General features: G+C 66.5%; 25 protein-coding genes and 1 tRNA gene. 12 read left to right on the top strand and 14 right to left on the bottom strand.

Going from position 1 to position 24,913, the window contains the following annotated elements; genetic code table 11:
• Positions 1-173: 173 nt before the first annotated feature.
• Entirely contained in the window at positions 174-632 is a 459-nt protein-coding gene (locus tag C722_RS0108450) for an FxsA family protein (RefSeq protein ID WP_017640085.1), read from the bottom strand.
• A 151-nt stretch (positions 633-783) separates the two neighbouring features.
• Entirely contained in the window at positions 784-1,791 is a 1,008-nt protein-coding gene (locus C722_RS0108445; protein ID WP_017640084.1) for a DUF481 domain-containing protein, read from the bottom strand.
• 236 nt (positions 1,792-2,027) lie between these two features.
• On the opposite strand from C722_RS0108445, the gene C722_RS0108440 reads away from it, so the two are divergent.
• Both C722_RS0108440 and C722_RS0108435 read left to right on the top strand, forming a co-directional pair.
• Positions 2,028-2,366, top strand: coding sequence for an MGMT family protein (locus C722_RS0108440; RefSeq protein WP_026083734.1), 339 nt, complete (start codon positions 2,028-2,030; stop codon positions 2,364-2,366).
• A 28-nt stretch (positions 2,367-2,394) separates the two neighbouring features.
• Positions 2,395-4,116, top strand: coding sequence for an AmpG family muropeptide MFS transporter (locus tag C722_RS0108435; RefSeq protein WP_017640082.1), 1,722 nt, complete (start codon positions 2,395-2,397; stop codon positions 4,114-4,116).
• A gap of 27 nt (positions 4,117-4,143) precedes the next feature.
• On the opposite strand, the gene C722_RS0108430 is transcribed toward C722_RS0108435, so the two are convergent.
• On the bottom strand, positions 4,144-5,016 hold the full coding sequence (locus tag C722_RS0108430; protein ID WP_017640081.1) for a mechanosensitive ion channel family protein: 873 nt from the start codon (positions 5,014-5,016) through the stop codon (positions 4,144-4,146).
• 97 nt (positions 5,017-5,113) lie between these two features.
• Complete coding sequence (locus C722_RS0108425; RefSeq protein WP_017640080.1) at positions 5,114-5,593, bottom strand: YajQ family cyclic di-GMP-binding protein; 480 nt, start codon at positions 5,591-5,593, stop codon at positions 5,114-5,116.
• 123 nt (positions 5,594-5,716) lie between these two features.
• Between C722_RS0108425 and C722_RS0108420 the strand changes: the two genes are divergently transcribed.
• Genes C722_RS0108420 through C722_RS0108405 form a run of 4 tightly spaced genes read left to right on the top strand, consistent with a single transcriptional unit; the run spans position 5,717 to position 10,339 of the window.
• On the top strand, positions 5,717-6,631 hold the full coding sequence (locus C722_RS0108420; protein ID WP_017640079.1) for a putative 2-dehydropantoate 2-reductase: 915 nt from the start codon (positions 5,717-5,719) through the stop codon (positions 6,629-6,631).
• A gap of 43 nt (positions 6,632-6,674) precedes the next feature.
• Positions 6,675-8,696 carry a HAMP domain-containing sensor histidine kinase gene (locus C722_RS0108415; RefSeq protein ID WP_017640078.1) on the top strand — a complete coding sequence of 674 codons (2,022 nt, stop codon included), beginning with the start codon at positions 6,675-6,677 and terminating at the stop codon, positions 8,694-8,696.
• A gap of 21 nt (positions 8,697-8,717) precedes the next feature.
• On the top strand, positions 8,718-9,278 hold the full coding sequence (locus C722_RS0108410) for a cob(I)yrinic acid a,c-diamide adenosyltransferase (protein ID WP_017640077.1): 561 nt from the start codon (positions 8,718-8,720) through the stop codon (positions 9,276-9,278).
• A complete protein-coding gene (locus C722_RS0108405; RefSeq protein ID WP_017640076.1) occupies positions 9,275-10,339 on the top strand; it encodes a hypothetical protein in 1,065 nt (354 codons plus the stop codon). The genes C722_RS0108410 and C722_RS0108405 overlap by 4 nt, the downstream gene beginning before the upstream one ends.
• Here the strand turns inward: C722_RS0108405 and C722_RS0108400 are convergent.
• Positions 10,320-11,165 carry a hypothetical protein gene (locus tag C722_RS0108400; RefSeq protein ID WP_017640075.1) on the bottom strand — a complete coding sequence of 282 codons (846 nt, stop codon included), beginning with the start codon at positions 11,163-11,165 and terminating at the stop codon, positions 10,320-10,322. The genes C722_RS0108405 and C722_RS0108400 overlap by 20 nt on opposite strands.
• A 251-nt stretch (positions 11,166-11,416) precedes the next feature.
• On the opposite strand from C722_RS0108400, the gene C722_RS0108395 reads away from it, so the two are divergent.
• Positions 11,417-11,713 (top strand): hypothetical protein, encoded by a 297-nt coding sequence (locus tag C722_RS0108395; protein WP_017640074.1) that lies wholly within the window; start codon positions 11,417-11,419, stop codon positions 11,711-11,713.
• Here C722_RS0108395 and C722_RS0108390 read toward each other — a convergent pair.
• Both C722_RS0108390 and C722_RS0108385 read right to left on the bottom strand, forming a co-directional pair.
• Positions 11,689-12,633, bottom strand: a complete 945-nt coding sequence (locus C722_RS0108390; RefSeq protein WP_017640073.1) for an NAD(P)-dependent oxidoreductase — start codon at positions 12,631-12,633, stop codon at positions 11,689-11,691. The genes C722_RS0108395 and C722_RS0108390 overlap by 25 nt on opposite strands.
• An 81-nt stretch (positions 12,634-12,714) precedes the next feature.
• The gene (locus C722_RS0108385; protein WP_017640072.1) at positions 12,715-13,602 is read right to left on the bottom strand and encodes a LysR family transcriptional regulator ArgP; all 888 of its coding nucleotides are present in this window, start codon (positions 13,600-13,602) and stop codon (positions 12,715-12,717) included.
• A gap of 99 nt (positions 13,603-13,701) precedes the next feature.
• Between C722_RS0108385 and C722_RS0108380 the strand changes: the two genes are divergently transcribed.
• Positions 13,702-14,301, top strand: a complete 600-nt coding sequence (locus C722_RS0108380) for a LysE/ArgO family amino acid transporter (protein ID WP_017640071.1) — start codon at positions 13,702-13,704, stop codon at positions 14,299-14,301.
• A gap of 62 nt (positions 14,302-14,363) precedes the next feature.
• Entirely contained in the window at positions 14,364-15,329 is a 966-nt protein-coding gene (locus tag C722_RS0108375; RefSeq protein ID WP_017640070.1) for a hypothetical protein, read from the top strand.
• Between the two features lie 9 nt (positions 15,330-15,338).
• Here the strand turns inward: C722_RS0108375 and C722_RS0108370 are convergent, their stop codons facing one another.
• Entirely contained in the window at positions 15,339-15,953 is a 615-nt protein-coding gene (locus C722_RS0108370; RefSeq protein WP_017640069.1) for a pseudouridine synthase, read from the bottom strand.
• 57 nt (positions 15,954-16,010) lie between these two features.
• On the opposite strand from C722_RS0108370, the gene C722_RS0108365 reads away from it, so the two are divergent.
• On the top strand, positions 16,011-17,042 hold the full coding sequence (locus C722_RS0108365; RefSeq protein WP_017640068.1) for an MBL fold metallo-hydrolase: 1,032 nt from the start codon (positions 16,011-16,013) through the stop codon (positions 17,040-17,042).
• Between the two features lie 2 nt (positions 17,043-17,044).
• Here the strand turns inward: C722_RS0108365 and C722_RS0108360 are convergent, their stop codons facing one another.
• The 4 genes from C722_RS0108360 to C722_RS0108345 all read right to left on the bottom strand — a co-directional run bounded on the left by C722_RS0108360 (position 17,045) and on the right by C722_RS0108345 (position 19,751).
• The gene (locus tag C722_RS0108360; RefSeq protein ID WP_017640067.1) at positions 17,045-17,506 is read right to left on the bottom strand and encodes a hypothetical protein; all 462 of its coding nucleotides are present in this window, start codon (positions 17,504-17,506) and stop codon (positions 17,045-17,047) included.
• A complete protein-coding gene (locus tag C722_RS0108355) occupies positions 17,503-18,132 on the bottom strand; it encodes a SatD family protein (RefSeq protein ID WP_017640066.1) in 630 nt (209 codons plus the stop codon). The genes C722_RS0108360 and C722_RS0108355 overlap by 4 nt, the downstream gene beginning before the upstream one ends.
• Before the next feature lie 209 nt (positions 18,133-18,341).
• Positions 18,342-18,677, bottom strand: coding sequence for a protealysin inhibitor emfourin (locus C722_RS0108350; protein ID WP_017640065.1), 336 nt, complete (start codon positions 18,675-18,677; stop codon positions 18,342-18,344).
• 12 nt (positions 18,678-18,689) lie between these two features.
• Positions 18,690-19,751, bottom strand: coding sequence for a M4 family metallopeptidase (locus tag C722_RS0108345; protein ID WP_017640064.1), 1,062 nt, complete (start codon positions 19,749-19,751; stop codon positions 18,690-18,692).
• A 134-nt stretch (positions 19,752-19,885) separates the two neighbouring features.
• Between C722_RS0108345 and C722_RS0108340 the strand changes: the two genes are divergently transcribed.
• Positions 19,886-19,959: transfer RNA gene (locus C722_RS0108340), tRNA-Gly, on the top strand.
• A gap of 101 nt (positions 19,960-20,060) precedes the next feature.
• Here the strand turns inward: C722_RS0108340 and C722_RS0108335 are convergent.
• On the bottom strand, positions 20,061-22,130 hold the full coding sequence (locus C722_RS0108335; protein ID WP_371099778.1) for an ATP-binding protein: 2,070 nt from the start codon (positions 22,128-22,130) through the stop codon (positions 20,061-20,063).
• Between the two features lie 358 nt (positions 22,131-22,488).
• Here C722_RS0108335 and cycA point away from each other — a divergent pair, with 358 nt between their 5' ends.
• Positions 22,489-23,868, top strand: a complete 1,380-nt coding sequence (gene cycA, locus C722_RS0108330) for a D-serine/D-alanine/glycine transporter (RefSeq protein ID WP_017640063.1) — start codon at positions 22,489-22,491, stop codon at positions 23,866-23,868.
• A gap of 15 nt (positions 23,869-23,883) precedes the next feature.
• Here cycA and C722_RS0108325 read toward each other — a convergent pair.
• Positions 23,884-24,913 (bottom strand): Y-family DNA polymerase (locus tag C722_RS0108325; protein WP_017640062.1); only part of this gene is annotated, 1,030 nt, incomplete at its 5' end.

Here is a 24,913-nt window from a genome sequence, read left to right as displayed (position 1 = left end):
GTTCTAAGTGTTTCCAGCGCCGATGACTGCATCGGCAGTTTGTTTTTACCGGCTGCGCCGGGTGCGCCCCGTGCATGACAGGACGCGAAACCTGCTCGCCTTGCGGCGACAACCTTGCGGTGTCCGCTACATGAGGTTGTCGCCAGGCATTTCAAGGGCGACGGGCAAAATTTTTAGCGCTTTTGCTCGTCGCGGTGCACCACTTCACCCTCAATCACCTCGGGACGATGAGGTGCGCCCTGCCCAGGGCCCGGTTGGTAGCCCTGGGCACCGGGATTGCGCCGGGTCACCCGACCGATCACCGCGCCCAGCAGGGCCTTGCGGGTCACCGGCAAGAGGCAGATGAGCGCCAGGCCGTCACTGATGAAGCCCGGAAAGATCAGCAGGGCGCCGGCGATCGCCAGGGTCAGCCCCTGGATGACTTCCTGCTCGGGCATCTGCCCCTGAGCCAGGCGCATGCGGATGCGCCAGAGGGTGGTGAAGCCGGCGACGCGCAGCAGGGCGACGCCGACCAGAAAGCTCAGCAGCAGCAGGGCGAAGGTGGCGAGCACGCCGATTTCGCTGCCGATCTTGATGAGCACGGCCAGTTCCACAAAGGGGAACAGCAAGAAGAGTAAGGCGGTCACGCGCATCTCAGGTCCTTCACGGTGGAAACCGATTGAAAGACAGGAGATGGAGGCGGCCGAGCCGATTTCAAGGTGGCTGCCCGGCACCGGCTGGAAACGCGAAGGCCGCGAAAATCGCGGCCTTGACGGGTTGGCGGGCGCCTAGGGAAACATCGGGTTACCAGGAAACGCCGACACCGGCGGTGTACTCGGTCTGGTTGACGTTGCCCTCGGCTCCGCTGGTCAGCTCCTTGGACGCCTTGAGGTTCAGCGACGCCCAGTTGGTCACCTTGTATCTCAGGCCGACATCGCCATCGAAGGTGAGATTGGCGGTGTTGTCCAGCGGCCGGCCCAGTTCACCCGTGGTGAAGAACTGGATGGTCTGTCCATACAGATAGCGGTTGTAGTCCCACTTCATGCTCGCCGAGAGGAACTGGTCGGAGCCACCGTCCGCGTACTGGTAGCGGTTGTGGTTGAGCAGGCCGGTAAGGGAGAAAGAGCCCAGCTCGTTGTCCCAGAACTGGTAACCGGGACCGGTACCCAGGGTGCGCTGCTTGGCCAGGTCCTGGATCCAGTCGCGCTTGTATTCGGCGCGGCCCTGCCAGAAGAATTTCTCGTCGAAGAAGCGATCCAGGGCGTACTGCAGGCCGTACTTGCTGGTCGAGACCACGTCGTCGGTCTTGTAGCGGTCGTAGCTGCCATTGGCGTTGTGCCGCCACATGCCGTGCCGGGCCTGGGTCTTGAAATCGATATCGTATTTTTCGCTGTCCTGGGACGAGCTGATGTAGTCCAGGCCGGCATCGATGTTGCCTTTCCAGGCGAAGTCGCGCAGGAAGGGCCGCGGCGGCACGATCTGGGTGATGCTCGCCAGGGGCACGGTCTGCTGGCCGTCGGTGGTGCTGACCACTACCTGGCCATCCTCGGCCGGCTTGAGGCTTTCCACCGGAAAATCGGGTTCGTACTTGCCGCGCTGGACGATCACGGGCTTGTCACGCTGCAAGGTCTTGATCTTGTCCCACGACAGGGGAATGTTGCCGCCGTATTCGGTCTGCAGGAGCAGCTTCTTGCTGTCGAGCAACTTGATGGTTCCGGTCAGACGATCGCCGTTCTTGAGCCAGACGGTGTCGGCATGGGCGAAGGAGGCGAGTGACAACAGCGCGAGCGAGGAGAGGAATCGAAAACGCATGGGCACCAGGACACCTTTGGGTGGACTTGGGTGGAAAGGTAACGAAACGAGAGGGCGCGATTATCCGGGTGCCAGAGGCCCGCGCAACCATTCCTGGGTAAAACTTAGGCAAGTTTCCGGAAATACTGCCCAAAGGTCGGACATCTTGGGAGAATGTGACAGCTCGACACGTTTCAGCACCACCGTAACCAAACTTTTCGGCACACTGGCACTCTCTCCCCGAGCAGCAGGGCGTCATGAGCGCATCCCCTCTCCCCGAACCCCGTCGCCAGGCCGTGTTTCTGGCGCTGGCCGCCATTCCCGCGGGGCGGGTGGTCAGCTATGGCCAGTTGGCGGAACTCGCCGGCCTGGGCCGCGGGGCGCGCTGGGTGGGCTGGGTACTGGGGCGCTTGCCGGAGGGCAGCGCCCTGCCCTGGCATCGGGTGATCGCCGCGGATGGTCGGCCGAGCCTACCCCCTGACAGCCCCTCTGGCCGGGAGCAACGCGAACGATTGCGGGCCGAGGGTGTGCCGCTGCACGAGGACCGGGTGGACATGCGTCGGTACCGGTGGAATCCAGCTGAGAGTGTCGAGTAGAGTGCGCGTTTTTTCCGAGCCCAAGGGCATGTTTGCACGTTTCTGGCGAGAAGCCGTCACCACCTACAAATCCAAGGCCTGCCTGGCCCTGCTGCTGCTGGGTTTCGCCGCGGGGCTGCCGGCCATGCTGGTGTTTTCCACCCTGTCGGTGTGGCTGCGCGAAGCGGGCGTGAGTCGCGAGACCATTGGCTACGCCAGCTGGATCGGCCTGGCCTATGCCTTCAAGTGGGTCTGGTCGCCCATGCTGGACCTCTGGAAGCTGCCCCTGATCGGCAAGCTCGGCCGCCGACGCTCCTGGCTGGTGCTGTCGCAGATCCTGGTGGGCCTGGGCCTGATCGGCATGGCGCTGTGCAATCCACAGCAGCACCTGGAGCAGTTGATCGCCCTGGCGGTGCTGGTGGCCTTCGCCTCGGCCACCCAGGACATCGCCGTGGACGCCTATCGCCTGGAGATCGCCGACGATGATCGCCAGGCCGCCCTCGCCGCCTGCTACATGACCGGCTATCGCATCGCCGCCCTGCTGGCCAGCGCTGGCGCGCTGTTTCTCGCCGAGGAGCTGGGCTCGTCCAAGCTCGACTACAGCCAGAGCGCCTGGGCCACCACCTACATGCTGTTCGCTCTGCTGGTGCTGCCCGGCCTGGTCACCAGCGTGCTGATCCGCGAACCCGAGCCGGTGGCGCCCATGGCCATGGCGGAATCGCGCTTCGGCTTCAATCACCAGCTGGTGGCGGTCGCCCTGCTGCTGGTGATGCTGATCTCCATCCCCGCCGCCATCAATGCGGCCATCGCCCAGGCCTGGCCGCGCGCCTTGCTTTACAGCCTGTTCATCGTCGGTTGCCTGTCGCCCTGGGGTCGCTATTGCTCCAAGCCGCTGAGCGACCTCATGCGGCGCATGCGCGAACCTCTGCGACTGCGCGACGCGGCCAATGCCGAGGAGCTGCCGCGCTTCGATTTCGTCCACCAGATGGTCTCGGTGATCCTGCTGATCGTGCTGATCGTGGCCGCCACCGGCGGCCTGTCGGCCCTGGCCGGCGGCTACTGGCCGCGCGGCCTGATGTACGGCCTGATCGTCTGGCTGTGCCTGACCGCGCCCGGGCGTCGGCTGATGGCACCGGTGCTCACGCCCATCACCGAATTCATCCAGCGCTACCAGTGGCAGGCGCTGCTGCTGCTCGGTCTGATCTCCACCTATCGGCTGTCCGACACGGTCATGGGGGTGATGGCCAGCGTCTTCTATATCGACGTGGGCTACAGCAAGGAAACCATCGCCGGGGTCAGCAAGATCTTCGGGGTGTTCATGACCCTGTTCGGCGCGGGCCTGGGCGGCGTGCTGATCACCCGGGTGGGGATCCTGCCGATCCTCTTCCTCGGCGGCGCCGCCTCGGCGCTGACCAACCTGCTGTTCGTGGTGATCGCCTCCACCGGCGCCAACGTGCCGCTGCTGATCGCCACCATCTGCGCCGACAACGTCAGTGGCGGCATGGCCACCTCGGCCTTTGTCGCCTATCTGTCGAGCCTGACCAACCTCAGATTCTCGGCCACCCAGTACGCCATGCTCAGCTCGCTGATGCTACTGTTGCCACGCCTGCTGGGTGGCTATTCGGGGGCCATGGTGGAGCACGTCGGCTACAGCTCGTTCTTCTCGCTGACCGCGCTGATGGGGGTGCCGACGCTGCTGCTGATCGCCGTGCTCTGGCTGCGCCAGCGGCGGACCGCGGTGCCGAGCGGTTCCTCCAGCGGCGGTCACTGAGGCGGCCGGCGGCCGCCCCATCCCGCTTCAGGCTTCGCCGCGCGCCGCGGCCGCAGCGCGTTCGTCACCCTTGTCGTCGAGCACCTTGACCACCCGGCTGGGCAGCGCGATGTCGATGCCCTCGGCACGCAGCCGATCGCGGATCTGCTCGTTGAAGGTGAACTGGGTGCCCCAGAAGTCACTGTTGGCGGTCCAGCAGCGTAGCGACACGGTGATGAAGGTGTCGCCCAGCCCGGCCACCACGATGGCGGGCGGCGGCGTTTCCAGCACCCGCGGATCCTTGGCCATATCGGCCAGCACCTGCTTGGCCTTCTGCAGATCGGCGTCGTAGCCGACCTTGACGTCGAAGACGATCTGTCGGGTCGGCTGGCGCGACTGGTTGGTGATGATGCCGTTGGACAGGTTGCCGTTGGGCACGGTGATGGTGCGGTTGTCGCCGGTACGCAGCACGGTGTGAAAGATCTGGATCGAATCCACGGTGCCCTGCACGCCCTGGGCCTCGATGTAGTCGCCAATCTTGAACGGCCGGAACAGCAGGATCAGCACCCCGCCGGCGAAGTTGGCCAGGCTGCCCTGCAGCGACAGGCCGATGGCCAGGCTGGCCGCGCCGAGAGCGGCGACGAAGGAGGTGGTGGCGATGCCGATCATGGAGGCGACGCTGATCACCAGCATGACCTTCAGACCGATGTTGACCAGGGTCACCACGAAGGTTTCCAGGGCCTGGTCCATGTGCCGCGCGGTGAACAGCGCGGCCAGGCGCCCGGTCAGGCGATTGATGACCCACCAGCCGATCCACAGGGTGATCAGGGCCAGCACCACGTTGCCGCAATACTGCAGAATGACCGGTAGCCAGGCCATGAAGGCCGTCAGCAGGTGATCGGTCTGGGCACTCAAATCCATCGTCTACCTCTCCACGCACAAGAAAAAGTCGGGCGCGACCTGAATGGCGGCGCCCTATGTGCGACGGACGGTAGACCGAGAGGTTCCGAAGACGGGCTCAGTCGCGGAAGTTGTCGAACTGCAGCGGCATGCCCAGGGATTGGCCGCGCAGCAGGGCGATGACCTCCTGCAATTCGTCGCGCTTCTTGCCGGTGACGCGCACCTGCTCGCCCTGGATGGCGGCCTGGACCTTGATCTTGCTGTCCTTGATCAGGGCGACGATCTTCTTCGCCAGCTCCTTGTCGATGCCCTCGCGCAGGGTGGTTTCCTGTTTCACGGTCTTGCCGGAGGCGTAGGCATCCTTGACCTCCAGGCACTGGACGTCGATCTTGCGCTTGGCCAGGTTGACCTTGAGGATCTCCAGCATCTGTTCGAGCTGGAAATCGGCATCGGCGGTCAGGGTGACGGTAAGGTCCTTGGCCTCGAAGCTGCCCTTGCCGCGCAGGTCGTACCGGCGCTCGAGCTCCTTCATGGCGTTGTCCACGGCGTTGGTGACTTCGTGCTTGTCCAGCTCCGATACGACGTCGAAGGAAGGCATGGATTTTCTCCTCGGTTGCGATGGGGCAGCCTTGACGCTGCAGCCTGACCGACCATTATAACGACTGGCCCTCTTCCTCAGGAATCCGACCATGCGCAAGGAATCGACACTGGAGTCACAGCTGTGAGCTGGCACGTACTAGGCGCCGGCAGTCTCGGCGGACTCTGGGCGGCGCGGTTGTTTCGCGGGGGCGAGCCGGTCCGGCTGATCCTGCGCGATCGCACGCGCCTGGCGCAGTACCGCGCGGGCGGCGGACTGCGCCTCAGCGAAGGCGACACCACCAGCCTCTATCCGCTGCCAGCCGAGACGCCCGAAGCCGGCAATCCGATCCGCCGGCTGATCCTGGCCTGCAAGAGCTACGACGCCGAAGAGGCCATCGCCAGCGTCGCCGCGCGCCTGGAGCCGGAAGCCGAGATCCTGCTGCTGCAGAACGGCCTGGGCAGCCAGGACGCGGTGGCCGCCCGGGTACCGCGAGCGCGCTGCCTGAGAGCCAGCACCACCGAAGGTGCCTATCGCGAGACCGACTTCCATGTGGTGGCGGCCGGCGCCGGCCAGATCTGGATCGGCGACCAGCTCGGCAGCCATAACCCGCCGGCTTGGCTGAATACCCTCACCGAGCTGGGCTTTCCGGTGCGCTGGACCGACGACATCGACGCCCGGCTATGGCGCAAGCTGGCGATCAACTGCGCCATCAATCCATTGACCGTGCTGCATGGCTGCCGCAACGGCGAACTGCGCCAGCATCTGCCGGAGGTGGCGGCGCTCTGCGCCGAACTCACCGCCCTGCTGGAAGCCATGGGACTCGCCCCGGCGGCCCAGGGACTGCAGCAGGAGGTCGAGGCGGTGATCGCCGCCACCGCCCACAACCGCTCCTCGATGCTGCAGGACGTGGAGCGCGGCCAGCGTACCGAGGTGAGTTACCTGCTCGGCCATGCCCTGCCGATCGCCGGACGGCTGCACCTGGCGGTGCCGCACCTGACCGAGCTGCAGCAGCGCCTGCAGACCCGGCTCGCGGAGCGCGGATTGCCCGAGGACTAGCTGCGGGCTACCCTGCCCGCTTCCCTGTTGCCACGGCTGCGCCATGATCCTCGCCAAACGCCTGAAGAATCTCCCGGTCGGCCGCAAGTTGCTGGCCGCCCTGCTGGTGATGATGGTCGCGGTGCTGGTGGTGGCCAATGTGACCTTTATCAGCGCCGCCTACTGGATCTCCCAGGAAAGCGTGGCGCCCCAGGCGCTGCAGACCCTGGGCCGGCTGTTCGCCAGTCCGGTGCTCAGCCGTGAGGTGCTGGCCTCGCCAGCGGCGGCCGAGGTGCAGTTGCGGCAACTGGACGGCTATGCGCCGCTGCGCCTGGCGGCGGTCTACGACAGCCAGGGTCAGCGCCTGGCCGAGTTGCACAACGGCGATCGGCTGCAGGTGCCGGCGCGCTTCGAAGAGCTGCAGACCTGGCGCCTGCGGGAATTCCGCACCAACCTGCTGGTGGAGCTGCCGCGCCCCGAGGGCGCGCCCGGACACCTGCTGCTGGTGGCCAGCAGCGAACTGCCAGGGGCCTTCTATCGCGGTACCCTGACCGCCAGCCTGGCGATCCTGACCTTCAGCATCCTGCTCTGGCTGGTGGTGGCCCGGCAGATCAAGCGACTCATCACCCTGCCGATCCGCGAATTGGAAGAACTCTCGCGCCAGGTGACCCGCGAGGAAAACTATTCGCTACGCGCCAGCAAGGGTAGCGAGGACGAGCTGGGCCGTCTGGCGGAGTCTCTCAACACCATGCTCGGCCGCATCCAGGGTCGCGAGCAACAGCTCAAGCGCGCTCGCGACGATGCCCAGTACGCGGTGCTGCAGGCCCAGAGTCTGGCCGAGGAAACCCGCCGCTCCAACCGCAAGCTGGAACTGGAAGTGCAGGTCCGCGGCAAGATCGAGAAGAAGCTCACCGGCTTCCAGAACTACCTCAACAGCATCATCGACTCCATGCCCTCGGCGCTGATCGCGGTGGACGAGCAGTTCTACGTCACCCAGTGGAACCAGGAAGCCACCCACCTCTCCGGCACCCAGCTGGACGAAGCCCTGAACCAGCCGGTGTTTCTCGCCTTTCCCTCGCTCAAGCCCTTCCTGCCGCAACTGAGTCGCACCGCCGAATTGCTGCGGGTGGAAAAGGTGGAGCGGGTGACCTGGGCGCTGACCGACACCCCGCGTCACTACACCCTGACCTTCTACCCGCTGATGGGTGGCGCCGGGCGCGGCGTGGTGATCCGTATCGACGACATCACCCAGCGCCTGAACATGGAAGAGATGATGGTGCAGTCGGAAAAGATGCTCTCAGTGGGTGGCCTGGCGGCCGGCATGGCCCACGAGATCAACAATCCCCTGGGCGCCATCCTGCACAATGTGCAGAACATCCGCCGGCGCCTGTCGCCGGAGTTGCCGAAGAATCTCGAGCAGGCGGCCGAATCCGGCGTCGAGCTCAATGCGGTGAATTGCTACCTGGAAAGCCGGCAGATCCCGCGCCTGCTGGACGGCATCCACCAGGCCGGCAGTCGCGCGGCCAAGATCGTCAGCCACATGCTCGCCTTCAGCCGCCGCAGCAATCGCAAGATGGAAGCCAGCGAGCTGCCGCCGCTGATCGACCAGGCCATCGAGATCGCCGGCAACGACTTCGACCTGGCCGAGGGCTTCGACTTCCGCACCCTGTCGATCCTCCGCGAATTCGACCCGGCCCTGGGACCGGTGCCGGTGATCGCCAACGAGCTGGAACAGGTGCTGCTCAATCTGCTGAAGAACGCCGCCCAGGCCATCCATCTGCGCGACGACGAGGAAGAAGGCGAATACGGTCGCATCACCTTGCGCACCAAGCTACGCGGCGGCTGGGCGGAGATCCAGGTGGAAGACAATGGCATCGGCATCCCCGAAGACATCTGCAAACGCATCTTCGAGCCCTTCTTCACCACCAAGGAGGTGGGCCAGGGCACCGGCCTGGGCCTGTCGGTGTCGTACTTCATCATCACCAATAACCACAAGGGGCAGATGGAGGTGCACTCCACGCCCGGCGTAGGGACCTGCTTCACCCTGCGCCTGCCCCTCGTCCAGGCCGACTTCGAATCCGCCTAGGACCCAGCCAGGAGCCACGCCATGGGTTTTCGCCTCACCGAGATCTACACCCGCCAGGGCGACGCCGGCGATACCGGGCTCGCCGACGGCAGCCGGGTGCCCAAGGACCATCCGCGCATCGAGGCCATCGGTGCGGTGGACGAACTCAACAGCGCCCTGGGCCTGTTGCTCGCCGAGCTGGCGGAGGACCCTCGCCTGGTCGAGGTGAGCGAGGCTCTGGCGCCCTGCCAGCACCGGTTGTTCGACCTTGGCGGCGAACTGGCCATGCCCAGCTATCGCGCCCTGCAGCCGGTGGAGATCCAACGCCTGGAAAGCGCCATCGATCGCTGGAACGCCGAGCTGGGGCCGCTGGAGAATTTCATCCTGCCCGGCGGTTCCCGCGCCGTGGCCCAGGCCCATGTCTGCCGCACCCTGGCCCGTAGCGCCGAGCGGCGCTGCCGCAGCCTGCATGCGGTGGAATCCCTGGAAGGCCAGGGCCTGCCCTATCTCAATCGCCTGTCCGACCTGCTGTTCGTCGCCGCGCGCATCGTCGCCCGGCGCCAGGGGGTGAGCGAGGTGCTCTGGCAGGCCGCGCGGCCATGAGCGCGCCGGCCACGCCCGCCGCGCCACCCGCGCGTCGCCACGAGGGGCTGCTGGCCCTCTGGGACGGCCTCATCCTGATCCTGGTCTGCGTGAACCTGGCGCTGATCCTGTTCGACAGCCTCTATGCCCTGGGGCCGCTCAACCAGGCCCTGGCCGCCGTGCTGCCCGGCTTCCACGCCTTCTACGGCGAACGCATCCACGCCCACTTCACCCGCATCGACCTGGTGTTCGTCGCCTTCTTCATCGCCGACGTACTGCTGGGCTGGCTGGTGGCGGTGGTCGAGCGCCGCCATGCGCGCTGGTACCACTATCCCTTCATCCACTGGTACGACGTGCTCGGCTGCATTCCCCTGGGCGGCTTCCGGCTGCTGCGGGCGCTGCGCATCGTCTCGCTGCTCCTGCGCCTGCAACGCCTGGGACTGATCGACATGCGCGGCTGGCGGCCCTATCGGCTGTTCAACCACTACTACCAGCTGCTCATGGAGGACCTGTCGGATCGGGTGATGATCAAGATCTGCGGTGAACTGCAGGACGAGCTGAATACCCGCGACGACTTCTCCCAGAGCGTGATCGACCGGGTCATCCGCCCGCGCAAGCAGCGGCTGATCGACGGCATGGCGCTGCGCATCCAGGCGATGGTGGAACAGGGCTACAGCCAGAATCGCGCCACCCTGGAACGGCTGGTAGGCGACGTGGTGCAACGTGCCCTGGACGAGAACCCCGACCTGGCCCGCCTCAAGCGGCTGCCCATGGGCGAGCGCCTGGCCGACACCCTGGACGGGGTGCTCACCGATATCGTCAACGGCCTGGTACGGGAGGCGGCGGCCAGTCTGCGCACCCGCGACTTCCGCGCCCTGGCCAGTCGCCTGGCCGATCACGGCTTCGATCAGAGTCTGCCCAGCGGCGCCCAGGACAATGCCCTGGACGAGGTGCTGGTGGAGATCCTCGAAGTGTTCAAGCAGAAGGTCCTGCAGCGCCGGCTCGATCAGCTCGACGGCGAGCTCTGGCCGCAGGAATGGCAGCGTAGCGAGATCGATCCGATCAACGCGCCCCGGCGCTGATCTGCTGCTGCAGATTCTGCACCTGGGTCTGCAGGGTGGTGATGTTGCGGGTGGTCTGCAGGCGGAAGGCGTCGAATTCCTTGCTGTCCGGTCCGACCGGGCGGGCGTCCAGCTCGCTGCGCAGCACCAGCAGGTCCTGCTGCATCTCGCCCAGGGCCTGACTCTGGGCACTGGGTTTCTTCAAGGCGGCGATGTCCGCCTGCAGCGCCTTGTTCTGCGCGGTCAGGCTGGCGACCTGCTCGGCCAGGCTGCCGGTCTGCGCCAGGCCATTCTTCAGCGCCGCCTGTTCCTCGGCCAGGGCCTTCAGCCGGGTGTCCACCTCGCCACTGCCGGTCTGCAGCGCGCTGGAAAGATTCTGCAGGCGATTGTCCTGGGCCTGCTGGTTGTCGCTCACCCCCTGCTGCTGACGCGTGAGTTCGGCGACCTTGGTCTGCAGCGTCTTGACCTGCAGCAGCAAGGCCTCGCGGCTGGTGGTGCCGGAGGATTCGCTTTCCACCAGCTTGCCGGAGATGTCACGCAGCCGGCCTTGGGCATCCTCGCTGATGCGCGCGAAGTTCTCCTGGGTGGCCACTACCTGCTCCTGCATCAGCACCAGTTGCTGGTGACTCCACCAGGCGACGCCGGCCAGGGCCAGGGTCAGAGCGGCGATCAGCACCCACAGCGGCGCCGTGGAGGGGCCGCGCCGGACCGGGCGGGCATGAACGGCGGCAGGCTCGTGATAGACCTCGTCGGCCTCGACCGGCCGGCGACCAACGGGGCGACGGTCATCGCGCTCCGGTGTCAGGCTCGGGACGTTGTCCATTTCATCGAGAAGATCGTTGCGCATGGCAGACCTGTGAGCAGAGGCGAAAAGACGGAATGGCGGCCAGTATAACGGTCGTCACGGCCGACGCGGGGCAGTCGGCCGAGGCTTTCGTTGCGGGATCGTGCACCGAAACGCAGTCTGCGTCGACATCACTGCGCCATCACGATGCAGAATCAGCCGCGGTAGCCCTACCAAGCCCGCTGTTCCTGGCGCTAGCGCTCCTGGTACGTGATTTGCGTCACGACCAACCTCAAGCCAAACGGGAGGTGAGCATGGAATACAACAAGGCGTTCTTCGATTGCCTCGGCGCACTGCGTCGTCGACTGCGGCAGGAGCAAGGCATGGTGATTCGCTTCGACGAAGCCGAGGCGGTTCCGCGAATGCTGGCGGCCAGCCAGGCCTCGGACGATCCTGAGACCCGTGAACTCGGCGAGCGCCTGGCGAGTCTGAGCGGCTTGATGCCGGTGGTGACCCCTCTGCCGTCCATGGCGGAGATGGCAGGCTCGACCTATGTCAGCCAGGAATTTCTCGCGGCCACTCGCCGCTACACCGGCCCGCTGCGCGGCTGACGCCGAGCTGGACGATATTCCTCCAATGCTGTCCAGGAGGCGGCCTGCGGACGAAAGCCGAAGGCCTCCTGGGCGGCGCGGATGTCGAGGGTGAAGGGACTGTCGAGCAAGTCGGGCCAGCGAGCTTCCTGGCGCAGGGTACGCAGCCGCGCATAGAGCGCGCGTGGACTCAGGGTCTTCGCCTCGGCCACCGCCGGCAGCTCGAAGCGCCGCAGCAGGAAGTTGACCGCATCCCAGCACACCAGCGGCTGGCCGTCGCTGAGGTTGAACACCTTGCCGCTAGCCGCCGCCGGCTGCTCCAGCAGCAGCGTCACCAGCGCCTGGCGCAGATTGCCGGCACTGGTGAAGTCCCAGCGATTGAGGCCGTTACCGCGGCGCCCCAGTTGCTTGGCCTTGGCCTGCTCCAGCAGCCCGCGCGCCCAGTCGCGATCGGCCAGGCCGAGCACCTGGGCCGGCCGCAACACCGTGACCTGAGGGCCGAATTCACCGGCGGCCAGGGCCAGGCGCTCCAGTTGCAGACGGCGCTGGGCCTCACGGCCCTTGGGCTTGGCCGGCACCTGGTCTTCCTTGAGCGCCTCGCCACCCCGTTCATAGACACGGGCGGACGACACATAGACGAATTGCGCGACCTGCTGCTGCAGGGCGGCTTCGATCAGCACCTGGCCGTGGTCCAGATCGGCCGCGCTCGGCACGCCGGCCACGTCGGTACAGTGGGCGATGGCGTCGATGTCGTCGCACAGCGCCAGCACCTGCGCGGGCTGGTCGAGCAAGGCGGGATGATAATCGGCGCCACGCTCGACCAGGGCATCCAGGGTCGCACCGGGACGGCCGTGCACCCGCACCAGTTGGCCGCGGTCGAGCAGATCGCAGGCCAGGCCCGCACCGAGCGCCTCGCTGGCGCCCGTGATCAAGATACGCATGTCGCTGGGATTCCCGAAGCTATCCACGGTCGCCCGCGGCGACCCATCGGCCAGTGTAACCAAAGCTTTCGACAGCCGCCGCTAGTCGCGCACCAGCCACTGACCGGCAACCTGTTCAAGGTGCCGGGTCAGGGCCTGCAAGGCGGCGCCACCGTTGCGCCAGCGGTGCCAGAACAGGGGGACGTCCACCCATTGGCCGGGCGCCAGATCCACCAGCTCGCCGCGCGCCTGGGCGGCCGCGCTCTGGATATCTGGCAGGAGCCCCCAGCCGATACCGCCCAGGGTCATCTGCAGGAAGCCCTCGGCGGAAGGACAGAGGTGGTAGTCGAAGGGCTGGGTGACGCCGAGCTGCTCCAGATAGCGATGCTGTAAGCGGTCATCCGGGCCGAAGACGATGGCGGGCGCCCGCGCCAGGGCCTGGGGATCCGGCAACCCGGCCAGTTGCCGCGTGCGGAATTCCGGGCTGGCCAGGGCCCGGTAGCGCATGGCACCCAGGGCACTGACCCGCGCCCCGGCCAATGGCTGGCCGTTGGCGCAGAGACAGGCGGCCACTTCGCCGGCGCGCATGCGCCTGAGCACCACGTCCTGATCCTCCACCACCAGATCCAGCAGTACGCCCTGCGCCCTGACCCAGGGACCGACCGCCAGCGGCCACCAGTTGGCCAGGCTGTCGGCATTAAGGGCGATGCGCAGTCGCTGTGGCGCCTCCTCGGCCAACCCCGGCACCGCGCTGCCCAGATCGGCCTCCAGCAGCCGCACCTGCTGGATATGGCGCAGCAGGCGCAGACCCGGCGCCGTCGGCTGGGGCGGCGTTTCCCGCACCAGCACCGCCTGGCCGACCCGGGCTTCGAGCAGCTTGATGCGCTGGGACACCGCCGATTGCGACAGGCCCAGCCGGCGCGCCGCCCGCTCGAAGCCGCCCTCTTCCACCACCACCGCCAGGGCTTCCAGCAACTTGTAGTCGATCATCGATTCAGCTAATGCTGCATTAGGAATATTGGTTTTTCTTATACACCCGGACCCGGCAAGGTGGCAGCCATTCCCGGACAACAAGGCGACACCCTTGCAATGAACAGCTACTTCACCGGCCTCTTGACCATGGCCAGTCTCATCATGGCGCTGGGCGCGCAAAACACCTATCTGCTGGCCCAGGGGCTGCGCCGCGAGCACCATCTGGCCATTGCCGCCTTCTGCCTGACCTGCGATGTCATCCTGGTGGCCGCTGGCGTGCTGGGGCTGGCCGCGCTGATCCAGCACAGCCCGCTATTGGTGGTCATCCTGCGCTGGGGCGGTGCGGCCTTTCTCATCTGGTATGGCGCCCAGGCGCTACGGCGGGCCTGGAAGCCGGCGGCAATGGGCAGTCTGGAGACCACGAGTCCGCGCAGCCGGCGCCAGGCGCTGCTCGCCGCGGCCGGCGTCTCCCTGCTCAACCCCCATGTCTATCTGGACACGGTGCTGCTGGTGGGCTCCCTCGGCAGCCAGCAGGCCGCGCCTCTGGCCTATGTCTTCGGCGCGGCCACGGCCTCCATGCTGTGGTTCTTCGGTCTCGCCCTGGGCGCTGCCTGGGCCGCGCCCTATCTGGCCCGCCCGGGGGTGTGGCGGCTGATCGATCTGCTGGTGGCGCTGGTGATGTTCGCCGTCGCGGCGCAGTTGCTGGTCTCGACCTGAGGCTGGTCTTCGCCGGGCGAGCGCCCTAAGCTGCGGCTCTGCGTTTTCTGTCGAGAGTCCCTATGCCCTTCGCCCGCTCGCTCCGTAGTCAGAGCCTGCTCCTGTTTGGCGGCAGTCTGCTGCTGATGCTGCTGATCGCCCTGGCCGGCTTCGGCCTGCTCTCCCGCGAGCTGCACCGCTACCAGCACCTGATCGAAGGGCCGCTGGAGCGGCTGGTGGAGATCGACGACACCCACCTGACCTTCAAGATCCAGGTGCAGGAGTGGAAGAACTTTCTCCTGCGCGGTGGCGATGCCGCGACCGCAGAGCGCTATTGGCAGGCCTTTCTGACCCGCGAGGCGGAGGTCGACCAGCGCCTGCAACAGCTGGCCACCCGCGTCGACCCCGAATTGCAACCGCGGCTCCAGGCGCTGCGCGCCCAGCACGGGCGTCTGGGCGAGCGCTATCGCGCCGGCCATGCCGCCTATCTGGCCCATGACCGCGATCCGCGCCGCGGCGATGCCGAGGTTCGGGGTATCGACCGGGAGACCGCCGAGGGCTTCGCCGCCCTGGTAGACGACCTGCATGGCCGCACCGCCGCGCAGATCGCCGCCATCCGCGCCGAGGCCCAGCGCGACATCCTGCTCGCCGGCCTGGCCCTGCTGCTCTGTGGCGGCGGCCTGCTGTTCCTCGGGGTACGGCTGGTGGAGCGTCGACTGGTGGATCCACTGGTGGCCTGCGCCCGGCAACTGGGTCTGCTGGCCCGCGGACGTTTCGGCGAACGGCTGCCCAGCGGGCGCGATGACGAACTGGGCCGCCTGACCCTCAGCACCAATCTCCTGCGCGAGGCCGCCGTGCAGCACACCCACGACCTGCGCCACCAAGCCAACGAAGTCGGCGCCCTCAGCGCCCTGCTGGCCAGTCAGTTGCTGACCGAACCAGGTCAGCCAGCGCGCGAAATCGATCCGCAGGTACTCAAGGACGTCAGCCGCCGCCTCGCCGACATCGCCGGTGATCTGCAGGAGACCGCCAGCCAGCGGCAGGACTGAGGTGCGGCGCTAGAGCTGCGCCGGTACCTCGCGCCATTGCCCCGGTGCCAGGTCGTCCAGCGCCCAGGGACCGATGCGTACCCGCACCAGGCGCAGGGTCGGCAGACCCACTGCGGCGGTCATGCGCCGCACCTGGCGATTGCGGCCTTCGCGGATGGTCAGCTCGATCCAGGCGGTTGGCACGCTCTTGCGAAAGCGCACCGGCGGATCGCGCTCCCAGAGCACCGGTGGCTCGGCTAACAGGCGGGCTTCGGCCGGCAGCGTGAGGCCGTCATTGAGTTCGACGCCCTGGCGCAGGCGCTGCAGCTGCTCTTCTCCAGGTGTGCCCTCCACCTGGGCCCAGTAGGTCTTGGGCAGCTTGTGCCGGGGATCGGCGATGCGCGCCTGCAACTGGCCATCGTTGGTCAGCAGGAGCAGGCCTTCGCTGTCGCGATCCAGACGACCGGCGGGATAGACCCCTGGCACCGCGACGAAGGCCTTCAGGGTCGCGCGGCCGTCAGCGTCGGCGAATTGGGTGAGCACATCGAAGGGCTTGTTGAGCAGCAGCAGCCGCGGCGTGACCGGCGGCGCCTTGGCCTGGCGACGGGGACGCTGACCGGGGGTGGAACGGGTATTTCGCGACATGGGGATCGACGGCGGTTAGGGTAATCTGAATGGCCCAGTCTATTCGTCCGAGGTCCCATGCGCATCTTTCGTCCGCTGTGGCTGATCCACCTGCTCACCCTGGCCGGCTGCGCTTCGTCCGCCTACGAGGGTCCGCGCTCCGATCACTTCGACGGCGCGCGCTTCCACAACCTGGCGCCACGCGAGGACAAGAGTCTCTGGACGCTGCTGAAATGGCAGTTCACCCGCACCCGTCCCGAGTGGACCTGGCAGGACGGCCCAGCCGTGCCGACACGGCCGGCGACGCGGGTCGAGGGCGGTGAGTTGCGGGTGACCTTCGTCAACCACGCCACCCTGTTGATCCAGCACCAGGGCCTCAACATCCTCGCCGATCCGGTGTGGTCGGCGCGGGTCAGTCCCTTCAGCTTCATCGGGCCCCGGCGCCATCACGCGCCCGGCGTGGCCCTGGACGACCTGCCGCCGCTGGATCTGATCTTTGTCAGCCACAGTCACTACGATCATATGGATCTGGCGACCCTGAGGCGCCTGGCCGAGCGCGCGCCCCTGACACCGGTGGTGACGCCCCTGGGCAATGCCGAGCTGATCCGCCGCGAGACCGGCTTCGTCACGGTCAGCGAACTGGACTGGTGGCAGAGTCTGCCGCTCAAGGACGGCATACGCCTGCACCTGGTGCCGGGCCAGCACTGGTCGGCGCGCAGTCGCTTCGACACCAATCGCCGGCTGTGGGGTGGCTTCGTGCTGGAAGCGCCGAGCGGGCCGGTCTATTTCGCTGGCGATACCGGCTGGGGCCCGCACTTCGCGCAGATCCGCGAACGCCTCGGCGCACCGCGTTTCGCCGCGCTGCCCATTGGCGCCTATGAACCCCGCTGGTTCATGCAGGACAGCCACCTGAACCCCGACGATGCCGTACGCGCCCATCAGGCGCTGGGCGCTGCCAGCAGTCTGGGCATCCACTTCGGCACCTTTCCCCTGAGCGACGAAGGGCAGTTCGCCCCGCCCCGCGATCTGGCCCATGCCCGGACACTGCATGGGCTGGCGGACGAGGCATTCAGGACGCTGGCGCCGGGCGAGGTCTGGTCGGTGCCCTGAGGTCAGCCGCCGACCTTTGCTGTTTCGATCAAAGGCGGTAGAGAGGAAACGCTGAGCCAATCCATCAGGGTGGCTCTCATACCGACTCCCCAATGCTGGTCATAGAGCATCCAGGCCCCGGTGACCACGATGGCCCAGAGAATGCTGAACAGCGAACCGACCAGAAAGTATTCGGCAAAGTCCCGCTGATCCAGCTCCTTGAAGCGAGCGACAGTCTTGAGCGCTATCACCGCCGCGAGGATTTCCCAGCTGTTGCTCAGCAGTCCCGCAGCCAACACCAGGCGCTCGAGCCAACCGATGAGGCGTCCCGCGGAAAAGGCGCCATCGGCGCATGAGTCTGGCACCCCTGGTCGTCGCATGCGGATGAGCATCCTGCGACACAATACATTGCCGAGCTCGGTCAACAGGACCAAGGCCAAGAGCGTATAGGCCAGTGCATGCAAATCTTGCAGCAACCCGTTCACTGTTCAGCCTGCCTTCGATCCAGATCTGTCAGTACCTCCAGCACGGCGTTCCACTGTTGGCTATAGGCGTCGAAGTGACCGGAGGTACGTACCTTGTAGATGCTATGGACCGATACCTGACGCTGTTCTGCCAGCTCCGCGGGCGACTGTCCGCTCAAGAGTGCCGCGATATCGCTCAACTGACGTTGCGTCCAACCCTTCTCAATAACCGTCAAGCCAACCCCTAGCGCATCGAGGGCGATCTCCAGCAGTGGCTCCTGTGGCAGCGAGAAACCATAGCGGCAGAGCGCACGCTTGTCATTGAGCTTGTGCCGACTGCGGCTAAGGCCCGGCCCCATCATGTTCCAGGCCTGTTGCGGATTCACCGCCGTTTCTATCCGGGCCAGCCCCAGGACGAAGCGGCAGTCGATATCGCGCTGCAGGAGATCCAGCCTGATGTCACGCAACAGCCGAGCGCCGGCATTTAAGGAGGTCACCAGACCCTGAAATTCGTCTCCAAGGGTGATGGTCAGCGGTGACGCCAAGACGTCGGCATAACGCCTGTTGTGCTGCACTACCGCTTCATTGAAGGCCTTGTGTAACTGCGCAATATCGGCGGCGTGCTCGCTATGCACCAAGTCGCCCATTACCACTGCTAGCGTTCTGGCGGTTTTTACCTGCTTTGGGGTCATTTTCGTGATGTAACTAAAAAAGGGTCAACAAGCGCTTTTTACCCAAAAATGGTATGACTCGCCTAGTGCTAGCTATCACCAGTAACCAGCAGGCAAGAGACAAAGGCAGCCAGAGCTTTTGAGGACACCCTCAACGCCTCGCCGCTTCCGCCCGTTGATTCTGGTTACTCCACCAGCCCCTTGTCCCAAAGCCGCACCAGTTCGCTGGGCGCCCGGTCCTCGGGGATCAGCAGGGTCAGTTCGTCTTCCTGCTCGGCGGGTTGCGGGCGAAAGCGCAACTCCACCTTGAAATAGCGCTGATCGCCACGCCCGACCTGGGTCGGTTCGCCGGATTCCGGCAGACAGCGTTCCAACACCGAGCAGATGCGCCCGCGCTGGGCGCTGTCGTATTGGCCGAACTCGATCTCCCGCGGCTTGCTCAACGCATGCAGGGGCGCGAAGCCGCCCTGACGTGAGAGCCGTACCACGGTGTCCTTGCCCAGCGGGGGAAGTTCGCGCATTGCCCTGTTCCTCTAGCTAAGGGTGACGCCTACGCCGGCCCAGGCTTCCTCGACGGCGCGGACCTCGGCCGACTCGGCACCGAAGCGGCGACCGGCGTTGGAGACGGTCAAGCGGGCGAAGGCGGCGAAATCCGCATCATTGGCCAGGCGGCTGTCGCAGAGGGTGTCGTACCAGATCGGTCCGGCCTTTTCCCAGGCATGACCACCCAGGGCCAGCGCCGCCAGGTAGAAGGCCCGATTGGGAATGCCCGAGTTGAGGTGGACGCCGCCGTTGTCTTCGCGGGTCTCGATGTAGTCGCGCATATGCCCGGGCTGGGGGTCCTTGCCCAGGGTCGGATCGTCGTAGGCGGTGCCCGGCTCGGCCATGGACCTCAGGCCCTTGCCGTTGATCTTTTGGGTGAGCAGCCCGGCGCCGATGATCCAGTCCGCCTCGGCGGCGGTCTGCTTGAGTTCATACTGCTTGACCAGGATGCCGAAGACATCGGAAACCGACTCGTTGAGCGCACCGGACTGGTTGAAGTACACCAGCCCCGCCTCGCTCTCGGTGACGCCATGCACCAATTCATGAGCGATGACGTCCAGGGCGATGGTGAAACGGTTGAAGATCTCGCCGTCACCGTCGCCGAATACCATCTGCTCACCGTTCCAGAAGGCGTTCTGGTACTCCTGGCCATAGTGGACGGTGCCGGCGAGCGGCAGGCCCTGGCCATCGATGGAGTTGCGGCCGAAGACCTCGTTGAAGAATTTGAAGGTGGCGCCCAGGTAATCATAGGCCTCGTCCACCGCTACGTCGCTCAGCGGCGGCTGCCCCTCCTGGCGCACCAGCTGCCCGGGCAGCTGCATGGCATTGCCGGCATCGAAGATGCTGCGCTGCGGACTGGCATCATCGGTGCGCGGCAGAGCCCCAACCGGGGCCTGGCGCACTCCGGGCCGACCCGGATTGTGCAGCAGACTCTGGACATGACTCAGGGTGGTCAGGGCGCAGGAACGCTGGTGTTCGTCGCCATGATCGATGATGCGGCCAAGAATGTAGGGGGGAATCACCCCCTGGATGGTGCCCGGGTTACGAGACATGCGCGCCCTCCTCCTCTGGGGGACAAAGGTCCCCGATCACCGCAGCGTGCGGTCCTGCTGATTGGACCACGAAACGACCAGACGACTCCCGCCTCTTCACCCGGAGGCAGGCTTCTGGTACAAAGGCACCCCACGCGGGCGTCGTATAATGGCATTACCTGAGCTTCCCAAGCTCATGACGAGGGTTCGATTCCCTTCGCCCGCTCCAGATCCAGACGGCCTCCAATCAGTCCTTGCGGACCAGCTGATTGGGGGCCGTTGCGTTTCCGGCCCTCATTTCCGTGCGGTTCAGCCTGGACGACATGGGGCTTACCCTACCTCCACCAACCCCTTCACCCGCTGCGCCAGAGCCTCCACCGCGAAGGGCTTGGTCAGGATCGCCATGCCCGGTTCCAGGTGGCCGTCGCTGAGCAGCGAGGTTTCGGCGAAGCCGGTGATGAACAGGACCTTGAGCGCCGGGCGGTGGACGCGGGCGGCGTCGGCCAGTTGGCGGCCGTTCATGCCGCCGGGCAGGCCGACGTCGGTCACCAGCAGGTCGATACGGGCATCGGAGTGCAGCACTTCCAGGCCGCCGGCGCCGTCGGCGGCCTCGATGATGACGTAGCCCAGCTCGCGCAGCAGATCGGTCACCAGCATGCGCACCGTGGGTTCGTCGTCGACCACCAGCACCGTGGCATTGGCGCCTTCCAGCGGACAGGGTCGACCATCGGCCAGGGGCGTCTCGCCTGGCTGCTCTACCGGCCGCAGTGGCAGGTAAAGGCAGACGGTGGTGCCCTCCCCCGGCGTCGAGCGCAGCCGCAGCTGACCGCCGGACTGGCGGGCGAAGCCGTAGATCATCGACAGCCCCAGGCCCGTGCCCTGGCCCATGGGCTTGGTGGTGAAGAAGGGCTCGAAGGCCTTGGCGGCGACCTCCGCTGTCATGCCGCTGCCGGTATCGGTCACGCTCAGATGCAGATAGCGTCCAGGCGGCAGCTCGAAATCGCGGGTATCTCCGTCACCGAGAATGCGATAGCTGGCGGCGATGAGGATGCGCCCACCGTTGGGCATGGCATCGCGGGCGTTGATGCACAGATTGAGCAGGGCGTTCTCCAGCTGGGACTGATCCACCAACAGCGGCTGGTCGTCCGGCAGACTGGTGAAGTGCACCTGGATGGCGGGCCCCACGGTGCGCTGCACCAGATCGAGCATGCCGCCCACCAGCTGGTTGACCACCGTGGCCTCCGGGGCCAGGGTCTGGCGGCGGGCGAAGGCCAGCAGGCGATGGGTCAGGGCGGCGGCGCGCTTGGCGCTGCCCTGGGCGGCCAGCAGGTATTTTTCCAGCTCGGTGAAGCGCCCCTGGCCGATGCGCAGGTCCATGAGGTCGAGGCTGCCGGAGATTCCGGCGAGCAGGTTGTTGAAGTCGTGGGCCAGGCCGCCGGTGAGCTGGCCGACCGCTTCCATCTTTTGCGACTGGCGCAGGGCTTCTTCCGAGCGGCGGAGGTCTGCGGTGCGCTCTTCGACGCGCTGCTCCAGGGTGGCGGTCAGGTCGCGCAGCTCCGCCAGGGCACGGTCACGCTCGTCGGCCAGGGCACGGCGGGCGTCCACGTCCAGCAGCACGCCGGGAAAGCGCAGCGGGGTGCCGTCCGCCGCCAGCTCGACATGGCCGTTGGCCTCCAGCCAGTAGTAGCGACCGTCCCTGCGGCGCACCCGGTACTGGTGGGCATAGCGCCCGCCGCGTCCGAGCACGTCGGCGATGGCCGCGGCCAGGCCCGCCTGGTCGTCCGGATGCACGTTGGCGACCACCTGCGCCAGGCTCAGCCCATCACGGCCCAGCGCCGGGTCCAGGCCGAAGTGGCTGGCGAAGGCTTCGTCGACGGTGAATCTGTCGGTGGGTAGATCCCAGTACCAGGTGCCGATGATGGCACCGGCGGCCAGGGCCAGCTGCACCCGTTCGGCCGCCGCCAGCACGCTGCTCTTCGCGGCGCGGGCGCTGTCGCGTTCGTCGATGCGCGCCGAGAGCTCCTGTTCGAGGGTCAGGTTGTGTCGGCGCAGCGCGGCTTCGGCGATGTCGCGCTGGCGATGGGCCTGGACGCTGGCGGTGGTCTCGGTGGTGATGTTGAGCATGCCGACGATGCGCTCGCCGTCACGCAGCGGACTATAGGAAAAGCTCCAGTAGGTGTCCTCGGGATAGCCGTTGCGGGTCATCACGAAGTGCTTGTCGACGAAGTGCAGCGCCTCGCCGGCGCGTGCCCGGTCGATCAGCGGGGCGATCTCGTCCCACAGCTCCACCCAGACCTCATGGATCGGCTGCCCCAGTGCCGCGGGATGCCGCGCACCGAGAAAGGGGGCGTAGGCGTGGTTGTAGATCAGCGTCTGCTCGGCGCCCCAGGTGGCGCACATGGCGAAGGGTGAGGCCATCAGCAGATCGTAGGTGGTCCGTAGCGCGACGGGCCAGCCAGCACGGCCACCCAGCGGCGTGGATTCCCAGGCGAAGGTTTCTAGGTAGGACAAGGAACGACTCACTGGCAGAGGCACTGAGGGATCTCGTGGCCGTCCGGACCCTCTGCAAGGCGCCCGGATGCCCATGATAGGCAGGTACGGGAGTCCCTGCCAGAGTTCCAGGTGACCGACGGCGCAGCCCTGCCCATCGATGGTCGGACCGGCCCTGCGGCATGCTGTCCCGGTGAAACGACTGGCACCGGCGACGTGCATCTCTTACCGTGTGGCCCCCGCTGTCGCTGTCAGGTATCCGCTCGTCATGTCCGCGTCTTCCACCCCGCCCGAGGGGCTGCAACGCAGCCTGTCCAATCGCCATCTGCAACTGATCGCCATCGGCGGCGCCATCGGCACCGGCCTGTTCATGGGCTCGGGCAAGACCATCGCCCTGGCCGGTCCCTCGATCCTGCTGGTCTATCTGATCATCGGCAGCGCGCTGTTCTTTGTCATGCGCGCCCTGGGCGAACTGTTGCTGTCGGATCTGGAGTACAAGTCCTTCATCGACTTCTGCACCGACCTGCTCGGGCCCTGGGCCGGCTTCTTCTGCGGTTGGACCTACTGGTTCTGCTGGATAGTCACCGCCATCGCCGATGTCATCGCCATTGCCGCCTATGCCCAGTTCTGGTTTCCCAGCCTCGCGCCCTGGATCCCGGCGCTGCTATGCGTGCTGCTCCTGCTAGGCCTCAACCTGGTCACGGTGCGACTCTTCGGCGAACTGGAGTTCTGGTTCGCGCTGATCAAGATCGTCGCCATCTGCGCCCTGATCGTCACCGGCTTCGGCCTGGTGCTCTGGGGTTTCCAGTCGCCCTCCGGCAACGTCGCCAGCCTGAGCAATCTGTGGAACGACGGCGGCTTCTTCCCCATGGGCCTGGGCGGTTTCTTCGCCGGTTTCCAGATCGCCGTGTTCGCCTTTGTCGGCATCGAGCTGGTAGGCACCACCGCCGCCGAGACCGCCGATCCCCGGCGCAACCTGCCCCGCGCCATCAACTCCATTCCGGTGCGCATCCTGGTCTTCTATGTGTTGGCGCTGGTGGTGATCATGGCGGTGACGCCCTGGCGCCAGGTTGTGCCGGACAAGAGTCCCTTCGTCGAACTCTTCGTGCTGGCCGGCGTGCCCATGGCCGCCAGCCTGATCAACTTCGTGGTGCTGACCTCGGCCACCTCCTCGGCCAATAGCGGCATCTTCTCCACCAGCCGCATGCTCTATGGCCTGGCCCGCGAAGGCCATGCGCCCCGCGGCCTCACCCAACTCTCGCGGGCGGCGGTACCGGCGCGCGGACTGGTGCTGTCCTGTCTATGCCTGCTGCTGGGCACGGTGCTGATCTACCTGATCCCCAACCTGGTTACCGCCTTCACCCTCGTCACCACCCTGGCGGCGGTGCTGTTCATGTTCGTCTGGTCGCTGATCCTGCTGGCCTGGCTGGCCTATAGACGCAACCGCCCGGAACGCCATGCCGCCTCGGCCTTTCGCCTGCCCGGCGGGCGCTGGGTGTGCTACGGGGTGCTGGCCTTCTTCGCCGCGGTGCTGCTCTTGCTGACCCTGCAGGACGACACCCGCCAGGCGCTGCTGGCCAGTCCGCTGTGGTTCCTGCTGCTGGGGGTGGGCTACTGGTGGCGCGGGCGGACGCTACGCGGCGGCTAGATCGGCGCTGCCCGCTCAACCCACCGACCAGAGTTCATCGAGACGGGTGGTGTAGCGCGGGCTGAGCAGGTCGCGACGCATCTGCCAGGCGGGATCGCGCGGAATCCGGGCTGGACGCAGGGTTTCGCGACCGAACTTGCCGTTGATGGCGTCCAGCGTTGCCATCAGCCGGGTAGCGGCCGGATCCGGCGCACCAGCGAAGAGATCCGCGGCCACCTCGTCACGGTGGCAGAGATCGAGTAGCAACACCTCGGCCTTGGCATAGCCGAAACCGTCGCGAAAGATCTCGCGCAGGCCGGCTTGGGCATAGTCGTTGAGTACCCGGGTGTCGGCGCTGGGGGCCGGCAGGTTGAGCAGGCTGGCGTTGGCATAGCGGCCCTCGTCCGCGCCATGCATCCCGGTCTGGATGCTGACCCTCAGGGTGCGACAGAGCGACCCCTGGGCGCGCAGCTTTTCCGCGGCGCGGGCGGTGTAGCTGGCCACCGCCTCGGCCAGGGCGCCGAACTGGTACTGGCGGCGACCGAACATGCGGCTGCTGCAAATGGTCTGCCGCGGCGCCTCCAGTTCTTCGAGACTCAGGCAGGCCAGCCCGCGCAATTCCCGGGCGGTCTTTTCCAGCACCACGCTGTAGCGCTGGCGCAGTGACCAGGCATCCTGCGCGGCCAGCTCCCAGGCAGTGGTGACGCCCTCGCCCCGCAGGCGCGCGGCCAGGCGCCGGCCGACACCCCAGACGTCTTCGATCGGCGAGTGTTTCAGCACCCAGTCATGCACCACCGGATCGCGCAGATCCAGCACGCCACCGGTGCGCTCTGGCCAGCGCTTGGCGGCGACATTGGCCAGCTTGGCCAGGGTCTTGGTACCGGCGATGCCGACGCTGACCGGGATGCCCGTCCACTTCTGCACCCTGGCCTGCAGGCGATGACCGAGGGCGTCCAGGGGTTCGGGCAGGCCAGCCAGATCGGCGAATACCTCGTCGATGCTGTAACGCTCCAGGCGCGGCACCAGAGTCCCCAGGGTGCGCATCACCCGGTCGCTGAGGTCGCCA

It is taken from the genome of Pseudomonas sp. 313 (genome assembly GCF_000316965.1).
Classification (GTDB): domain Bacteria; phylum Pseudomonadota; class Gammaproteobacteria; order Pseudomonadales; family Pseudomonadaceae; genus Chryseomonas; species Chryseomonas benzopyrenica.
This window is presented reverse-complemented; position numbering and strand designations above follow the sequence as displayed.

Bases quoted from the DNA above. Each gene is read 5' to 3' on its own strand.
- C722_RS0108450 (WP_017640085.1), bottom strand. From the start codon at position 632: ATGCGCGTGACCGCCTTACTCTTCTTGCTGTTCCCCTTTGTGGAACTG.
- C722_RS0108445 (WP_017640084.1), bottom strand. From the start codon at position 1,791: ATGCGTTTTCGATTCCTCTCCTCGCTCGCGCTGTTGTCACTCGCCTCC.
- C722_RS0108440 (WP_026083734.1), top strand. From the start codon at position 2,028: ATGAGCGCATCCCCTCTCCCCGAACCCCGTCGCCAGGCCGTGTTTCTG.
- C722_RS0108435 (WP_017640082.1), top strand. From the start codon at position 2,395: ATGTTTGCACGTTTCTGGCGAGAAGCCGTCACCACCTACAAATCCAAG.
- C722_RS0108430 (WP_017640081.1), bottom strand. From the start codon at position 5,016: ATGGATTTGAGTGCCCAGACCGATCACCTGCTGACGGCCTTCATGGCC.
- C722_RS0108425 (WP_017640080.1), bottom strand. From the start codon at position 5,593: ATGCCTTCCTTCGACGTCGTATCGGAGCTGGACAAGCACGAAGTCACC.
- C722_RS0108415 (WP_017640078.1), top strand. From the start codon at position 6,675: ATGATCCTCGCCAAACGCCTGAAGAATCTCCCGGTCGGCCGCAAGTTG.
- C722_RS0108410 (WP_017640077.1), top strand. From the start codon at position 8,718: ATGGGTTTTCGCCTCACCGAGATCTACACCCGCCAGGGCGACGCCGGC.
- C722_RS0108405 (WP_017640076.1), top strand. From the start codon at position 9,275: ATGAGCGCGCCGGCCACGCCCGCCGCGCCACCCGCGCGTCGCCACGAG.
- C722_RS0108400 (WP_017640075.1), bottom strand. From the start codon at position 11,165: ATGCGCAACGATCTTCTCGATGAAATGGACAACGTCCCGAGCCTGACA.
- C722_RS0108395 (WP_017640074.1), top strand. From the start codon at position 11,417: ATGGAATACAACAAGGCGTTCTTCGATTGCCTCGGCGCACTGCGTCGT.
- C722_RS0108390 (WP_017640073.1), bottom strand. From the start codon at position 12,633: ATGCGTATCTTGATCACGGGCGCCAGCGAGGCGCTCGGTGCGGGCCTG.
- C722_RS0108385 (WP_017640072.1), bottom strand. From the start codon at position 13,602: ATGATCGACTACAAGTTGCTGGAAGCCCTGGCGGTGGTGGTGGAAGAG.
- C722_RS0108380 (WP_017640071.1), top strand. From the start codon at position 13,702: ATGAACAGCTACTTCACCGGCCTCTTGACCATGGCCAGTCTCATCATG.
- C722_RS0108375 (WP_017640070.1), top strand. From the start codon at position 14,364: ATGCCCTTCGCCCGCTCGCTCCGTAGTCAGAGCCTGCTCCTGTTTGGC.
- C722_RS0108370 (WP_017640069.1), bottom strand. From the start codon at position 15,953: ATGTCGCGAAATACCCGTTCCACCCCCGGTCAGCGTCCCCGTCGCCAG.
- C722_RS0108365 (WP_017640068.1), top strand. From the start codon at position 16,011: ATGCGCATCTTTCGTCCGCTGTGGCTGATCCACCTGCTCACCCTGGCC.
- C722_RS0108355 (WP_017640066.1), bottom strand. From the start codon at position 18,132: ATGGGCGACTTGGTGCATAGCGAGCACGCCGCCGATATTGCGCAGTTA.
- C722_RS0108350 (WP_017640065.1), bottom strand. From the start codon at position 18,677: ATGCGCGAACTTCCCCCGCTGGGCAAGGACACCGTGGTACGGCTCTCA.
- C722_RS0108345 (WP_017640064.1), bottom strand. From the start codon at position 19,751: ATGTCTCGTAACCCGGGCACCATCCAGGGGGTGATTCCCCCCTACATT.
- C722_RS0108335 (WP_371099778.1), bottom strand. From the start codon at position 22,130: ATGTGCGCCACCTGGGGCGCCGAGCAGACGCTGATCTACAACCACGCC.
- cycA (WP_017640063.1), top strand. From the start codon at position 22,489: ATGTCCGCGTCTTCCACCCCGCCCGAGGGGCTGCAACGCAGCCTGTCC.